General features: G+C 61.4%; 13 protein-coding genes. 9 read left to right on the forward strand and 4 right to left on the reverse strand.

What is annotated here, in order from left to right; genetic code table 11:
- Positions 1 to 106: 106 nt before the first annotated feature.
- Both gspG and ABDX87_RS00885 read left to right on the forward strand, forming a co-directional pair.
- The gene (gene gspG, locus ABDX87_RS00880) at positions 107 to 553 is read left to right on the forward strand and encodes a type II secretion system major pseudopilin GspG (RefSeq protein WP_346831133.1); all 447 of its coding nucleotides are present in this window, start codon (positions 107 to 109) and stop codon (positions 551 to 553) included.
- Positions 554 to 558: 5 nt separating this feature from the next.
- Positions 559 to 1,749, forward strand: a complete 1,191-nt coding sequence (locus ABDX87_RS00885; protein WP_346831134.1) for a type II secretion system F family protein — start codon at positions 559 to 561, stop codon at positions 1,747 to 1,749.
- Between the two features lie 103 nt (positions 1,750 to 1,852).
- On the opposite strand, the gene ABDX87_RS00890 is transcribed toward ABDX87_RS00885, so the two are convergent.
- Entirely contained in the window at positions 1,853 to 2,050 is a 198-nt protein-coding gene (locus tag ABDX87_RS00890; RefSeq protein ID WP_346831135.1) for a YbdD/YjiX family protein, read from the reverse strand.
- Positions 2,050 to 4,110 carry a carbon starvation CstA family protein gene (locus ABDX87_RS00895; RefSeq protein ID WP_346831136.1) on the reverse strand — a complete coding sequence of 687 codons (2,061 nt, stop codon included), beginning with the start codon at positions 4,108 to 4,110 and terminating at the stop codon, positions 2,050 to 2,052. The genes ABDX87_RS00890 and ABDX87_RS00895 overlap by 1 nt, the downstream gene beginning before the upstream one ends.
- A gap of 288 nt (positions 4,111 to 4,398) precedes the next feature.
- Here ABDX87_RS00895 and ABDX87_RS00900 point away from each other — a divergent pair, with 288 nt between their 5' ends.
- Entirely contained in the window at positions 4,399 to 5,757 is a 1,359-nt protein-coding gene (locus ABDX87_RS00900; RefSeq protein WP_346831137.1) for a cache domain-containing protein, read from the forward strand.
- A gap of 34 nt (positions 5,758 to 5,791) precedes the next feature.
- The gene (locus ABDX87_RS00905; RefSeq protein ID WP_346831138.1) at positions 5,792 to 6,424 is read left to right on the forward strand and encodes a response regulator transcription factor; all 633 of its coding nucleotides are present in this window, start codon (positions 5,792 to 5,794) and stop codon (positions 6,422 to 6,424) included.
- A gap of 40 nt (positions 6,425 to 6,464) precedes the next feature.
- Here ABDX87_RS00905 and ABDX87_RS00910 read toward each other — a convergent pair whose 3' ends face one another.
- Positions 6,465 to 7,958, reverse strand: coding sequence for a sensor histidine kinase (locus tag ABDX87_RS00910; RefSeq protein ID WP_346831139.1), 1,494 nt, complete (start codon positions 7,956 to 7,958; stop codon positions 6,465 to 6,467).
- Positions 7,955 to 8,683, reverse strand: a complete 729-nt coding sequence (locus tag ABDX87_RS00915; RefSeq protein WP_346831140.1) for a response regulator transcription factor — start codon at positions 8,681 to 8,683, stop codon at positions 7,955 to 7,957. The genes ABDX87_RS00910 and ABDX87_RS00915 overlap by 4 nt, the downstream gene beginning before the upstream one ends.
- Positions 8,684 to 8,869: 186 nt before the next feature.
- On the opposite strand from ABDX87_RS00915, the gene msrB reads away from it, so the two are divergent.
- The 5 genes from msrB (at position 8,870) to ABDX87_RS00940 (ending at position 14,794) form a co-directional block, all read left to right on the forward strand.
- Positions 8,870 to 9,403, forward strand: coding sequence for a peptide-methionine (R)-S-oxide reductase MsrB (gene msrB, locus ABDX87_RS00920; protein ID WP_346831141.1), 534 nt, complete (start codon positions 8,870 to 8,872; stop codon positions 9,401 to 9,403).
- Positions 9,404 to 9,556: 153 nt separating this feature from the next.
- Complete coding sequence (locus tag ABDX87_RS00925; protein WP_346831142.1) at positions 9,557 to 11,380, forward strand: cytochrome c biogenesis protein DipZ; 1,824 nt, start codon at positions 9,557 to 9,559, stop codon at positions 11,378 to 11,380.
- A 28-nt stretch (positions 11,381 to 11,408) separates the two neighbouring features.
- Positions 11,409 to 12,146, forward strand: a complete 738-nt coding sequence (gene msrA, locus ABDX87_RS00930; RefSeq protein WP_346831143.1) for a peptide-methionine (S)-S-oxide reductase MsrA — start codon at positions 11,409 to 11,411, stop codon at positions 12,144 to 12,146.
- Between the two features lie 233 nt (positions 12,147 to 12,379).
- Complete coding sequence (locus ABDX87_RS00935; RefSeq protein WP_346831144.1) at positions 12,380 to 13,030, forward strand: hypothetical protein; 651 nt, start codon at positions 12,380 to 12,382, stop codon at positions 13,028 to 13,030.
- 327 nt (positions 13,031 to 13,357) lie between these two features.
- Positions 13,358 to 14,794, forward strand: coding sequence for a catalase (locus tag ABDX87_RS00940; protein ID WP_346831145.1), 1,437 nt, complete (start codon positions 13,358 to 13,360; stop codon positions 14,792 to 14,794).
- The last annotated feature ends 94 nt before the right edge of the window (positions 14,795 to 14,888 follow it).

The following is a 14,888-nucleotide window of genomic DNA, read 5'->3' on the forward strand; positions in this document are numbered from 1 at the left end:
CAAAACCCCGGTCCAGAAGCCTGCACGCAAAAGCTCAAGGCTGCGGGTGTCGGCGCGCACGGCAATTGCATAAGCCCTCCATACAACCCAGTTTGCGGAGGTTTCCATGGGGCTTTTCACCCGCTGTGCGCCGTCTTCTTCCCCACGTTTTCAGCGCGGCTTCACCCTGCTCGAATTGCTGGTGGTACTGGTGGTTCTGGGTCTGCTGGCTGGCATCGTGGCCCCCAAATACTTCAGTCAGCTGGGTCGCTCCCAGGCCAAGGTGGCCAGGGCGCAGATCGAGGGGCTGTCCAAGGCCCTGGACCTGTACCGGCTGGAGGTCGGCCATTACCCTTCCTCCGAACAAGGCTTGCAGGCCCTGGTCGCTGCCCCGCCGGAGGAAACCCGCTGGACCGGGCCGTATCTGCAGAAAAACGTGCCGCAGGATCCGTGGGGCCGGAATTACATCTACCGCTATCCCGGTGAAAACGGTGAGTACGACCTGCTCTCCATGGGCAAGGACGGTCAGCCCGGTGGCGAAGGCGAAGACGCCGAAATCACCAGTTGGCAGTGACAGCCATGAAATTTCTGATCAAGGCGGTGGGCAAACGCGGCGAAGTCCTGTCCCTGGCCATGGACGCCGACAATTCGATCGATGCGCAAAGTCTGGCGGAAGCGCAAGGCATGCGCGTCCTCAATGTCCGTGCCGAGTCGCGCTGGGTGATTCGTGGCTTTCGCAAACCTGAACATTTCAATCTGGTGCTGTTCAGTCAGGAACTGACCACCCTGCTCAACGCCGGCCTGCCGCTGATCGATGCGCTGGAAAGCCTGGCGGAGAAAGAAACCGCGCCTCAGGCACGCAAGACCCTCTGTGGTCTGGTGCGCCTGTTATACGAAGGCAAATCGTTCTCCCAGGCGCTGACCCAGTTCCCGGCGGTGTTCCCCACGCTGTATGTGGCGCTGGTGCAATCCAGCGAAAAGACCGGCGCGGTGGGCGAGGCACTGGGGCGGTACGTGTCCTACCGCAAGCGCATGGACGAAGTGCGCCAGCGCATCGTCAGCGCCTCGGTCTATCCGATGCTGTTGTTGATCGTCGGCGGCGCCGTGGTGCTGTTCCTGATGGGCTATGTGGTCCCGCGTTTCAGCCTGGTATTCGAAGGACTGGGTTCCAACCTGCCCTGGCTGTCGCGGGTCCTGATGGAAACGGGGATGTTCCTGCACGCTCACCAGATGGACTTTGCCATCGGTTTCGTGGCCTTCGTGCTGGGTTCGGTGATCCTGGTCCGCCAGCGACGATTTCGTCTGGGGTTCAACCGGGCCATCGAGCGGATACCCACGGTCTATCAGCGGGTGTTCATGTACGAGCTTGCGCGCTTCTACCGTTCGCTGGGCATTCTGCTGCAAGGCGGGATTCCGATCCTCACGGCCATGGGCATGGTGCGCAACCTGCTCGGCAGCGCTTCACAGCTGCGCCTGGACGCCGCCAGCGAGCGTATCCGCGAAGGTCAGGCGCTGTCCGTCGCACTGGAGCAGAACAGCCTCTCCACCCCGGTGTCGCTGCGCATGCTTCGCGCGGGCGAACAGTCCGGTAACCTGGGACAGATGATGGAACGCACCGCCGACTTCTACGACGAAGAGATCAGTCGCTGGATCGAGTGGTTCGTGCGCCTGTTCGAGCCCCTGCTGATGACCTTCATCGGATTGTTGATCGGCTTGATCGTGATCCTGATGTACATCCCGATCTTTGAGTTGGCGTCGAGCATTCATTGAATGGACCACGGATGGAGACTGTGTTGGAGGCCCCTTCGCGCAAGCAAAAAAAACGCCACGGCGAACCCTGGCGTTTTTTTGTCAACGACTGCTGTTCAAAGGATCAGCAGCACTTCGGACCGGCCTTGCCGCCGTAACGGGCGTCCTGACGTTCGCGGAAGAACGCTTCGTAGGACATCACCGGCTGGTCCGGGTGAGTCTTCTGCATGTGCTCGACGTAGTTGTCGTAGTCAGGCATGCCCACCATCAGGCGGGCCGCCTGCCCGAGGTATTTGCCGAGGCGACTCAGGTCATTGAACATCAGCGTGCTTCCGGCATCGCCTGGAACGGTGCTTCCTTGTCACTGCGCTCCTTCTTGACCCATGCCGCGCGGCCGACTTTCACCGCGTAGAACAGGATGCTGAGGACCACGAACAGGAACAGGGTGGTCAGCGCCGCGTTGGTGTACGCGTTGAAGATCACGTGCTGCATCTGATCGACGGTTTTGGCAGGGGCCAGGATCTGACCGGCTTCAGCTGCCGTGCTGTATTTCTTCGCCAGCGCCAGGAAGCCAACGGCCGGGCTGGGGTCGAACAGCTTGATGAAGCCCGCGGTCACGGTGCAGATCAGCAGCCACGACGCGGGCAGGATGGTGACCCACACGTACTGCTGACGTTTCATCTTGATCAGGACCACGGTCGCCAGCATCAGCGCGATACCCGCCAGCATCTGGTTGGAGATACCGAACAGCGGCCACAGCGTGTTGATGCCGCCCAGCGGATCGATCACGCCTTGATACAGCAGATAACCCCACAGCGCCACGCAACCACCGGTGCCAATCACGTTGGCGGTCCAGGACTCGGTGCGTTTGAGCGCGGGTACGAAGCTGCCCAGCAAATCTTGCAGCATGAAGCGACCGGCACGGGTACCGGCGTCAACCGCGGTCAGGATGAACAGCGCTTCGAACAGGATCGCGAAGTGGTACCAGAACGCCATGGTGTTCTGACCCGGCAGCACTTGGTGCAGGATCTGCGCGATACCGACCGCCAAGGTGGGTGCGCCACCGGCGCGGGCCAGCACGGTGTTTTCACCGATGTCTTTGGCCACCGCAGTCAGTGCTTCTGGAGTGATCGCAAAGCCCCAACCGGTGATGGTCTGAGCCACGGCAACCACGTCACCGCCGACCACTGCCGCCGGGCTGTTCATGGCGAAGTAAACGCCTGGATCGATGACCGAGGCGGCAACCATGGCCATGATCGCCACGAAGGACTCCATCAGCATGCCGCCGTAACCGATGTAACGGGCGTTCTTCTCGTTATCCAGCAGTTTTGGCGTAGTGCCGGAGGAGATCAGTGCGTGGAAACCCGACACCGCACCGCAAGCGATGGTGATGAACAGGAACGGGAACAGCGCGCCTTTCCAGACCGGACCGGTGCCGTCGGTGAACTGGGTCAGGGCCGGCATTTTCAGCTCGGGCGCCAGAATCAGAATGCCAATCGCCAGGGCGACGATGGTGCCGATTTTCAGGAAGGTCGACAGGTAGTCACGGGGAGCCAGCAGCAGCCAGACCGGCAGCATCGCGGCCACGAAGCCGTAACCGACCAGCATCCAGGTGATCTGCACACCGGTGAAGGTGAAGGCATGCGCCCACTCAGGGCTTGCCGCGACCTGACCACCGGCCCAGATCGACAGCAGCAAGAGCACAACGCCGATGATCGAAATCTCGCCGATACGACCCGGACGGATGTAGCGCATATACACGCCCATGAACATCGCGATCGGGATGGTCGCCAGCACGGTGAACATGCCCCATGGGCTTTCAGCCAGCGCTTTAACGACGATCAGCGCCAGCACTGCGAGGATGATGATCATGATCAGGAAGCAGCCGAACAAGGCGATGGTGCCTGGCACGCGGCCCATTTCCTCACGGACCATGTCGCCCAGCGAACGGCCGTTACGGCGGGTGGACAGGAACAGGATCATGAAGTCCTGAACCGCGCCGGCCAGCACTACACCGGCGATCAGCCACAGGGTGCCGGGCAGGTAGCCCATCTGCGCTGCCAGAACCGGGCCGACGAGCGGACCTGCGCCAGCGATGGCCGCGAAGTGGTGGCCGAACAGAATGTGTTTGTTGGTCGGAACGTAATCAAGGCCGTCATTGTTGATCACCGCAGGCGTGGCCCGGGTCGGATCGAGTTGCATGACGTGATTGGCGATGAACAGGCTGTAGTAGCGGTACGCAACCAGATAGATGGCCACGGCAGCGACGACAATCCAGAGAGCGTTGATGGCTTCGCCGCGGCGCAGCGCGACGACACCCAAGGCGCATGCCCCAAGGGCAGCGACGGCGAACCAACCCAGATGTTTGGTCAGTCGGGTCATTGTGGGTCTCCTGCCGAAGCTCATGGCTTGCGGCGTAATTGTTATTGTGTGCACCGGGATAACGGAGCGTCGCCACTATCCCCGCTGCTGTCACCCAGATAAATTCGTATTACTACGGGATCAACTGCGTAGTACTACGCAGACACGCCTGCACATACCTGACGCGGCTCTCGGCGCGGCGGGCTGCTGTGGGAGCGAATTCATTCGCGAAAGATGTTCCAGGCAACGCAGATGTTCGTGCTGTAATGCGCCCTACAACAACACCCCGCCCCGCCGGACATCACCACCATGCAACTCAAACACAAGATCGTCGCCCTTGGCATTTTGCCGCTGATCCTGGCCGTGTCGGTGATCTGCGCGTTGGTCATCGTGCAGAATCAGCGCCTGGGCGAGCAGCAAGCGCAGTTGATCGAAGACAGCATCCTGGCCAGCAAGCGCGCCGAACTGAAAAACTACGTAGAACTGGCCATGAGCGCCCTGGCACCGATCTACGACAGCGGGCGCAACGACGAGCAGACCAAACAGCAGGTGCTCGAAGAGTTGTCCAAGCTGAGCTTCGGCATCGACGGCTATTTCTTCGTATACGACCAGAGCGGCCGCAACCTGATGCACCCGCGCCAGGCGGCGCTGGTGGGCAAGGACTTGTGGAACATGACCGACCCGCAAGGGCTGCTGGTGATCCGCGCGTTGCTGCAAAGCGCGGAATCCGGTGATGGCTTCCAGCACTACGCCTGGGAAAAACCCTCCACCGGCCAGGTCACCGGCAAACTCGCCCACGTCGTCATGCTCAAGCGCTGGGGCTGGATGCTGGGCACCGGCATCTACCTGGAGGACGTCGAGCGCGCCACGCAACAGGCACGACAGGAAGTGGCGCGCGGTATCTACGCCACCATGCTCGATATCGGCGCTGTGGCCCTGATCGCGGTGCTGCTGGTCTTCGTCTGCGGTGTCACGCTCAACGCCAGCGAACACCGCCTCGCCGACCGCAAGCTGCAGATGCTCAACCAGCGCATCATGAATTTGCAGGAAGAAGAACGTTCCCGGCTGTCGCGAGAACTGCACGACGGCATCAGCCAGGTCCTGGTGTCGATCAAGTTCCAGTTCGAACTGGCCGGGCTGCAACTGGAAGGCAATGACCAGCGCGGCCTGGACACCCTGCGTCACGGCACCGAACGTCTCGGCGAGGCTATCGGTGAAATCCGCACCATTTCCCACGACCTGCGCCCTTCCCTGCTCGACACCCTGGGCCTGGCCGCCGCCGTCACGCAATTGGTGGCTGAATTCGAGCAACAGACCGGCCTGACGATTCATTACACCCACAACCTGAGCAACCTGAAACTCGCCGAAGGTGCGCCGGTGGCGCTGTTCCGGATTCTTCAGGAAGCGCTGACCAACATCGAGCGCCACGCCCATGCACAGAACGTCTACATCGACCTGCAAGGCACCCGCAAACAGGTGCAATTGACCGTTCGCGACGACGGCGTCGGCTTTCGGGTCGATGTCGCCAACCTGCAAGAGATACAGGGCGGCATCGGATTGCGTAATATCCGCGAGCGCGTCGAACACTTCCACGGCCAACTGAACCTGTACTCCGCGCCGGGCCATAGCGAGTTGACGGTCACCATGCCGGTGAGCGTCGCCGCGTGAACACCTTCTTCAGAACAGGAACCCTACCGCGATCATGAGCGCCAGCCAGACCATCCGTATTGCCCTGGTCGATGACCATTCTCTGGTCCGCGATGGCGTGCGCGCGCTGCTGTCCACTCGTCCCCTGTTCGAGGTGGTCGGCGAAGCGGAAAACGCTGCGCAGGCCCTGACGATGTGCGAGTCCCTCAAGCCGGACATCCTGCTGGTGGACATCGGCCTGCAGGACATGAACGGGCTGGAGCTGACCCAATTGATTCGCCAACGCTGCCCGGCGATCAAGATTCTGATCCTGAGCATGTATGACAATCAGGAATACGTTGCCACCTCGATCCGGGCGGGCGCCAGCGGTTACGTGCTGAAGAACGCCCCCTCCAGGGAGATCGTCGCGGCCATCGAAGCCATCGCCACCGGCGGCACGTTTTACAGCGCCGAGGTGACGCTGAAGCTGGTGTCGAAGAAGTCCGACGAAAACGAGCTGACACCCCGTGAAGTGCAGGTGCTCGTGGGACTGGCCAAAGGGCTGGACAACAAGACCATCGCCCGGGACCTGGCGATCAGCGTCAGGACCGTGGAAACCCACCGCCTGAGCATCCGCCGCAAGCTGAAAGTCGACAAACCGGCGGGGCTGGTGAAATACGCGATGGAGCATGGGTTGTTGTTGCCGTGATCAGTGAAGAGATCCTTCCATGTAGGAGCAGTGGCAATATTCACCCCTGCGGCAACGCCTTTTCTGCCGTTTCCTGATCCACTGGCAGCGCGAACCTGAACGTCGCCCCCTGCCCCGGCACATCAACCAACTCAATTCTGTGTCCGTGCAGTTGCAGGATCTGGTGCACGATCCTCAACCCCAGCCCGCCGTCGCGCCGCGCGCCGCCAATGTTGAACGGCCGCAGAAACAGCCCTTCGCGTAGCTCGGCGGCGATGCCGGGGCCGCTGTCGCTGACGGTGACTTCGACCTCGCGCCCTTTAGGCAACAGCGATACGCGAATTTCTCCACCGTGGGGCGTATGGCGCAAGGCGTTGTCCAGCAGGTTGGTCAACACTCGTTCGATCAACCCGAGGTCGGCGTGAACACCCGGCACGGACGGCGCGAAACTCGGCGTCAGGGTCACGGCCTTGGCTTCGGCGCTCAGCTCGAATTTCTGAAAGATGTCCTGCACCAGGTCCGTCAGCGAGAAACGCTCGACCACCGGGACCACAAAGCCATGCTCCAGTCGCACCAGTTCCAGCAATGACTGGGCGAGTCCACCGACCTTGCGGCTCTGGTCCAGCGCGATCCCCAGATACCGTCGACGCTCCTCGGGACTCAGGCTGGTGTCTTTGACCGACAGCACTTCCAGATAGCCGTGCAACGACGCCAAGGGCGTGCGCAGGTCGTGAGAAATATTGGCGACCAGCTCGCGCCGGTCCTGACTCTGGCGGGTCAAGGTCTGCCATTGCTCGCTCAACCGGTTCTGCATCTGTTTGAACGTCGCATCGAGCACGGCGATCTCGTCATGGCCCTGACGTGCGGGCGCCGCTGACGCACTCGGCAGCGGCACAGGCGCGGCGTTGATGTCGAAGCGTCCCACCGAATCGGTCAGCCGTCGCAAGGGACGCGTGATCAAACCGAACGCCGCCAGCCCCGCAAACAGACACAGCAACGCAATCAAACCGATGGACCACAGCGCCGTGTTCAACGCCTCGCTGGTGGCGCCACGCTCGGCAAACCGGTCATGGGCTTCACCCAACAGCACCACATACAAGAAACCTGAAGGCTTGCCCATCACCATCAACGGCGCCGCGCTGAACACCTTCCGCGCGTCGAGGCTGCGCGGGTCATCGCCCAGAATCGGCAGCGGCGCCCCGCTGAGCAGTTGCCGCACCGGTTCCAGATTGACCCGATCGCGCAAGATCCGGTCTTTAGGCGCGGCGTCGCCGACGATCTTGCCGTCCATGTCCAGCAGATAAACCTCGACGCTCGGGTTGACCAGCATCAACTGACTGAACAGCTCGCGCACCGCGTCCGGCTTGAGGCCATTGGCGTCCATCAACTGCGTGTCGCGGGCGATGTGCTGGGCAAGGTCACGGGACAGCCCTTGAACCACTTCCAGCTCGTGCATTTTGTTGGAGCGCACCTGCAGCCACACCGAGGTGCCGCAACAGATCAGCAACAACAGCGCGAAGACCAGTGACAATCGCTGGGTCAAGGTCATCTTCACGAAGCATCCCCCGACGATTCACCGGGTGCCACGAACTTGTAACCGCGTCCCCACACCGTGAGGATCCGCAACGGTTGTGCCGGATCGGCTTCGATCTTGGCGCGCAGGCGATTGATGTGGGTGTTGACGGTGTGCTCGTAGCCTTCGTGGTTGTAGCCCCAGACCGAGTTGAGCAGGTCGAGCCTGGAGAACACCTTGCCCGGTTGGCGGGCGAAGAAATACAACAGGTCGAACTCTCGCGGCGTCAAGTCCAGCAAACGGCCTTCCAGCGACGCTTCACGGGTCAACGGATCGATGAACAGCCCGGCGCTCGACAGGCTTCCAGCGTCCATCTTCAGGTTGCGCGCCATGGCGTCGACCCGACGCAACAGGGCCTTGACCCGGGCCACCAGTTCCATCATCGAGAAGGGTTTGGCCAGGTAATCATCGGCGCCCAGCTCCAGGCCGAGAATCCGGTGCATCTCGCTGGAGCGCGCGCTGGTGATGATGATGGGCGTGTAGCGGGTCATGGCGCGGGCGCGTCGGCAGATCTCCAGGCCGTCCACGCCCGGCAGCATCAGGTCGAGGATCAACGCATCCCAGCCGCCTTGCTCCAGCAGGCGCAGGCCCTTTTCGCCGTCGGCACTGTGCACCACGTCAAAATGCTCGTCCCGCAGATGCAGGCAAATCAGGTCGGCGATATGGCTATCGTCCTCGACCACCAGAATGCGTTTGGGCTGATCCATTGAAAGCAAACCTTACGGGCGCATCGTTTGCGCAATGACGCCATTGTGCCGATTTTGTCGGCGCGCAGTTATCACGAATTGTTTAACTCTCGGTGAGGATTCCGGGAACAGCGCGCGCCTAGTCTTGGCTCCATCGCATCAAAGGCCTGATCCGAAAGCGGTACGGGCTGTGCCGAGGAGATCATCATGCTTTCAAGAAGACAGTTCATGGTGCTGAGCAGCAGCGCCGGGGTCGCCGCCATTGCGCTAGGCGTCTTGCCCAAGTTTGCCGACGGCGAAACCATGACGCCATCTAGCGCGTTAATGGAAGACCAGCCCATCGGCAGTTTCGAAGTCAGTCACACCGACGCTGAATGGCATGCATTGCTCAGCGACGAACAGTTTCAGGTGCTGCGCCGTGAAGCCACCGAGCGCCCGTACAGCAGCCCGCTGAACGACGAGCACCGCACGGGCACGTTCGCCTGCGCCGGTTGCCAGTTGCCGCTGTTTTCCTCGAGCACCAAGTTCGACAGCCACACCGGCTGGCCCAGCTTCTGGCAGCCACTGGACAACGCCACGGCGATCCGCACCGACACCTCGTTCGGCGTGCTGCGCAAGGAAGTCCACTGTCGCCGCTGCGGCGGACACCTGGGCCACGTCTTCACCGACGGCCCGAAACCCACCGGCCTGCGGTATTGCATGAACGGGCTGGCGATGAGTTTTGCCGAGCAGCGAAGCTGACGCACGACACCGGTTCTGTGGGAGCGAATTCATTCGCGATGCGGTGGTTCAGACGCCAGAGAGGGGTCGGATGTACCGGCCTCTCGCGAATGAATTCGCTCCCACAGGGTAATCGTCATTTTATCGAATTCACATTTGAATGGACCCACTCCCATGCTCCTGATCATCCTTGCCTATCTCGGCGGCGTGCTGACCATCGTCAGCCCGTGCATCCTGCCGGTGCTGCCGTTTGTCTTTGCCCGCACCGGCCAACCGTTCGTGCGCAGTGGCCTGCCCTTGTTGGTGGGCATGGCGGTGACCTTTGCGCTGGTGGCGACCCTGGCGGCGGTCGGCGGTGGCTGGGTCGTCCAGCTCAATCAGTACGGACGCGGTCTGGCGCTGATTTTCGTCGCGCTGTTCGGCCTCACGCTGCTGCTGCCCAAGCTCGCCGAGCGCCTGACCCGGCCATTGGTGGCCGCGGGCAGTCGTTTGTCCGAAAACGCGGGCGTGGACGCCAGACCCAGCCCGTGGGCATCGTTCATGATCGGCGTCGCCACCGGCCTGCTGTGGGCGCCGTGCGCCGGGCCTATCCTCGGTCTGGTGTTGACCGGCGCGGCATTGCAAGGCGCCAGCATCGGCACCACCTTGCTCCTGCTGGCGTACGCTGCAGGCGCTGCAACGTCCCTGGCCCTTGCGTTGTTGCTGGGCGGCAAGGTGTTCACGGCGATGAAACGCTCACTGGGTGCCGGTGAGTGGATTCGTCGCGGGCTGGGTGCTGCCATGCTGGCAGGTGTCGCCGCCATCGCGCTGGGGCTGGACACCGGCATTCTGGCCCGCGTGTCGACGGCATCGACCGGCGGCCTGGAACAGTCGTTGGTGGGTCGGCTGACCGGGCGTACCCAGCCCGACAGCAACGTCATGCAGGGCGGCGCGATGATGGCGCAAAACATCCCCGGTCGCGACGAAGGCGGCGCCAGCATGCAGGCTTCAGGGGCAATGATGATGGCCGCGAAAAACACCACGTCGAGTCTGCCGGTCGAAGGCCAACTGCCTTCGCTCGATGGCGCCGTGCAGTGGTTGAACTCCGCCCCGCTGACCGCCGAACAATTGAAAGGCAAAGTGGTGCTGGTGGATTTCTGGACCTACTCCTGCATCAACTGCCTGCGCACCCTGCCCTATGTCAAAGCCTGGGCCGACAAATACCGTGACCAGGGCCTGGTGGTGATCGGCGTTCATGCCCCTGAGTTCGCGTTCGAACGCGACGTGAAGAACGTCACCAAGGCCATGGCCGATCTGGGCATTCATTACCCGGTGGCCATCGACAACGACTACAAGATCTGGCGCGCCTTCGACAACCAATACTGGCCTGCCCACTATTTCGCCGACGCCAAGGGCCGGATCCGCTACCACCACTTTGGTGAAGGCGCTTACGACGAGTCCGAGCGCGTGATTCAGGAACTGCTGCGCGAAGCAGGCCAGAGCCAGATCACCACCGACCTGATAGATGCCAACGGCAAGGGTGTGCAGCAGGCCGCAGACATGGGCGAGGTCAAGTCGCCAGAAACCTACCTGGGCCTGGAACGCGCCGAAAACTTTGTCTCGCCGGGCGGTGCCAAGGCTGACCAGGCTACCCGCTACAGCACGCCGGACACCCTGGCACTCAACCACTGGGGCCTGGACGGTCAATGGACCATCGGCGCCGAACGCGCCAGCCTCGCGGCTGCGAACGGCAAGATTGTCTACCGCTTCCACGCCCGTGATCTGCACCTGGTGCTGGGCCCCGGCAGCGACGGCAAGCCGGTGCGCTTCAAAGTGATGATCGACGGCCAGATGCCGGGTGACGCCCACGGCACCGATGTGGCGCCAGACGGCAGCGGCACCGTGACCGAACAACGTTTGTATCAGCTCGTACGTCAATCCGGCGATGTTGCCGACCACACCTTCACCATCGAATTCAGCGATCCGGGCGTGTCCGCTTACGCCTTCACCTTCGGTTGATTCCGTTCCCGTTTCAGGAGTGTCAGAAATGAAAAAGCTCAGTGTTTCCGGTTTTACCGCTGCGTTGCCTGCCTGGCGCCGCAACGGCCTGCGGTTGTTTGCCGGGGCCGTGCTGCTGCAAACCGCCGCCTGCTCCTTTGCCGGTGCCGAAGATGCAGTGCGCATCGCGCCGCCGCAAAAGGACGAGACAGTCAGCACCTCGCACAGCGAAACGGCGGTGCTCGCTGGCGGCTGCTTCTGGGGTGTTCAGGGCGTGTTCCAGCATGTGCAAGGGGTGAAAAAAGTCGTTTCGGGTTATGCCGGCGGCAAGGCCGACACCGCGCAATACGAGCGCGTCAGTGAAGGTGACACCGGGCACGCCGAATCGGTGGAAGTGACCTTCGACCCGACCCAGGTGAGCTACGGCACACTGCTGCAGATTTTCTTCTCGGTCGCCCACAACCCCACCGAGCTGAACCGTCAGGGTCCGGACCACGGCACTCAATACCGTTCGGCGATTTTCCCGGAGACACCGGAGCAGCAGGCCGTGGCCCAGGCGTACATCGCCCAGCTCGATGCCGCCAAATCGTTCAACGCACCGATTGTCACCAAGATCGAACAGTACAACGGGTTTTATCCGGCCGAGGATTATCACCAGAACTTCCTGACCACCCACCCGACCTACCCCTACATCGTGATCAACGACTTGCCCAAGGTCGGTCAGCTGAAGCAGTTGTTCGCCGATCGGTACAGCGAGCAGCCGGTGTTGTTGAAAACCGGGCAGTAGGTTGCCGGGGGTTGATTCTGGCTCGCAACGGCTGCTCACAGGCGGGTGAACAAACCAAAGTATGAGCGCCGAAAACCTACGTATCAGCCCGTGGTACCTAGGTACAAGTGACCTCGGCCGTCGGCAGGAATACCTTTAAGTCATTCCTGTCGCCCAGGCCGATCCCTCTTCAAGCTGTGGGAAACAGACCGTAACGGACAGGCCCGTCGAAGCACACTGTGAGGAGATTCATCATGTTTGCCGAACTCGATCCACGGCCCGGGCTGAACGCCGAATTCGCCGCCGATGCCCACGGTTTGTACACCACCCTGCACGGTCACGAGCGTGAGGCGTTTCTGCAGTTGCTGGATGAACACCTGCGCACGACCGAGCAGGTGGGAGGTTTCGCCCGGGAAGTGCGCTGGCGTTTGCGCAAGCTGAATTACCAGGCCCTCAAGCAACTGTTCAAGGGCCTCGATCAATCGACCCAGCAATTCATGGTGTTCTTGCGGGCCAAAATTCACGGTTTCGATGGGACCACGAGTCAGGACTTGCTGCCTGCACTGTCGCTGCCCGACGCCGAGCAGGCTCCGGGTTTTCGGGAGTGCTTCAAGGAAATCCACCAGCTGTCACAACATCTGGCCACGTTGACCACCCGTGCACAGCACTTCATGAACAAAGCCGTCGACGCGGGCGATTACGCCACCGCCAATCTGGTGAGTGAGTTGCTGTACCGCACCAATCAACTGATCTGCAAAATCAAGCTGGACATTCCGTCCGGCGCCTCGTTCACCAGCGAGTGCCGCCAGCCGACCCGTCCACATACCTGGTTTTCGACCATGGAAGTATGGGCACAAAGCCCGGGGCTCCTGGCCGTTACCGCCACCGACAGTCACCGTCTGTAAATCCACTCGCCGTGCCGTTTCTCTCCTCCCTTTGGCGCCCTGAACGGGCGCTTTTTTTTACTTCCCGATCAGGCATGGGTCATGTTCGCGTCATGAATTTCACCTGTTAATAAGAACGGGCTACGCTCACTCGATTCGAATGAAAAGATCTGCGCGGAAAGAATATTCAAATGAATGGGGCAGTCATCCCTCAGATGCATTGAACCGCTCTACTTCAAGGTCCATGGACCTTGGACGTGAGCAAGCAACACGAAAAAAGGCGCACGAGCGTCCAAGAACATGTCCGTTGATCCAGCGAGACTAACCGTCCCTAACCGGAGCCTGATAATGAACAAACTCACCACCGTGGCGGGCGCACCCGTCGTCGATAACCAGAACTCCCAATCGGCCGGCCCACGCGGCCCGCTGATGCTGCAAGACGTATGGTTGCTGGAAAAACTGGCCCACTTCGACCGTGAAGTCATCCCGGAGCGTCGCATGCACGCAAAAGGGTCTGGCGCCTTCGGCACCTTTACCGTGACCCACGACATCAGCCGCTACACCAAAGCGCAGCTGTTCTCGGACATCGGCAAGCAAACCGACATTTTTATTCGCTTCTCCACCGTGGCCGGTGAGCGCGGCGCTGCGGACGCCGAGCGCGACATCCGTGGTTTCGCCATCAAGTTCTACACTGAGCAAGGCAACTGGGACCTGGTGGGCAATAACACGCCGGTGTTCTTCCTGCGTGACCCGCTGAAATTCCCGGACCTGAACCACGCAATCAAACGCGACCCGCGCACCAACATGCGCAGCGCCGACAACAACTGGGATTTCTGGAGTTCGCTGCCTGAAGCGTTGCACCAGGTGACCGTGGTCATGAGCGACCGTGGCCTGCCCAAGTCCTATCGTCACATGCACGGTTTTGGCAGCCACACCTTCAGCTTCATCAGCCCGCAAAACGAGCGCTTCTGGGTCAAGTTCACGCTGAAAACCCAGCAAGGCATCGCGAACCTCACCGATCAGGAAGCGGCCGATCTGGTGGCCGGTGATCGCGAGACCCACCAGCGCGACCTGTACGACAGCATCGAAAAAGGCGACTTCCCGCAGTGGAAGATGTTCGTGCAGATCATGCCGGAGCAGGACGCCAACACGTACAAGATCCATCCGTTCGACCTCACCAAAGTCTGGCCGCACGCGGACTACCCGTTGATCGAAGTCGGCACGCTGGAGTTGAACCGCAACCCGGAAAACTATTTCCACGACGTGGAACAGGCTGCCTTCAACCCGGCGAACGTCGTACCCGGCATCAGCTTCTCGCCGGACAAGATGCTGCAAGGTCGTCTGTTCTCTTACGGCGATGCACAGCGCTACCGCCTGGGCGTCAACCATCATCAGATCCCGGTCAATGCGCCACAGTGCCCAGTCAACAGCTACCACCGCGACGGTCAGATGCGCGTGGACCGCAACGGCGGCGGCACCATCGGCTACGAGCCCAACAGCAAGGGTGCGTGGGTCGAACAACCGGACTTTTCCGAGCCACCGCTGGAGCTGCATGGCGCGGCAGCGAACTGGGATTTCCGCAAGGACGATGACGACTACTACTCGCAGCCTCGCGCATTGTTCCGCCTGATGACCCCGGCGCAGCAGCAGGTGCTGTTCGACAACACCGCTCGCGCTATCAGCGGTGCGTCGGCGGTGGTCAAGCAGCGTCACATCGACAACTGCACCAAGGCTGACCCCGCATATGGCGCAGGCGTTGCCGCCGCCATCGAGATGCTCGGCTGACGCACATTCGGCGTTGACACAAAGGGGTGTTCAGGCGACGGTACTGACACCCCTTTTTCTTGCGCCGTTTTTACCTGCGTATTCTGTGGAGCGA

It is taken from the genome of Pseudomonas abietaniphila (assembly GCF_039697315.1).
Classification (GTDB): Bacteria; Pseudomonadota; Gammaproteobacteria; order Pseudomonadales; family Pseudomonadaceae; genus Aquipseudomonas; species Aquipseudomonas abietaniphila_B.

What these genes read in the sequence shown, in the direction of transcription:
- gspG (WP_346831133.1), top strand. Translation starts at nt 107, where the DNA reads ATGGGGCTTTTCACCCGCTGTGCGCCGTCTTCTTCCCCACGTTTTCAG.
- ABDX87_RS00885 (WP_346831134.1), top strand. Translation starts at nt 559, where the DNA reads ATGAAATTTCTGATCAAGGCGGTGGGCAAACGCGGCGAAGTCCTGTCC.
- ABDX87_RS00890 (WP_346831135.1), bottom strand. Translation starts at nt 2,050, where the DNA reads ATGTTCAATGACCTGAGTCGCCTCGGCAAATACCTCGGGCAGGCGGCC.
- ABDX87_RS00895 (WP_346831136.1), bottom strand. Translation starts at nt 4,110, where the DNA reads ATGACCCGACTGACCAAACATCTGGGTTGGTTCGCCGTCGCTGCCCTT.
- ABDX87_RS00900 (WP_346831137.1), top strand. Translation starts at nt 4,399, where the DNA reads ATGCAACTCAAACACAAGATCGTCGCCCTTGGCATTTTGCCGCTGATC.
- ABDX87_RS00905 (WP_346831138.1), top strand. Translation starts at nt 5,792, where the DNA reads ATGAGCGCCAGCCAGACCATCCGTATTGCCCTGGTCGATGACCATTCT.
- ABDX87_RS00915 (WP_346831140.1), bottom strand. Translation starts at nt 8,683, where the DNA reads ATGGATCAGCCCAAACGCATTCTGGTGGTCGAGGACGATAGCCATATC.
- msrB (WP_346831141.1), top strand. Translation starts at nt 8,870, where the DNA reads ATGCTTTCAAGAAGACAGTTCATGGTGCTGAGCAGCAGCGCCGGGGTC.
- ABDX87_RS00925 (WP_346831142.1), top strand. Translation starts at nt 9,557, where the DNA reads ATGCTCCTGATCATCCTTGCCTATCTCGGCGGCGTGCTGACCATCGTC.
- msrA (WP_346831143.1), top strand. Translation starts at nt 11,409, where the DNA reads ATGAAAAAGCTCAGTGTTTCCGGTTTTACCGCTGCGTTGCCTGCCTGG.
- ABDX87_RS00935 (WP_346831144.1), top strand. Translation starts at nt 12,380, where the DNA reads ATGTTTGCCGAACTCGATCCACGGCCCGGGCTGAACGCCGAATTCGCC.
- ABDX87_RS00940 (WP_346831145.1), top strand. Translation starts at nt 13,358, where the DNA reads ATGAACAAACTCACCACCGTGGCGGGCGCACCCGTCGTCGATAACCAG.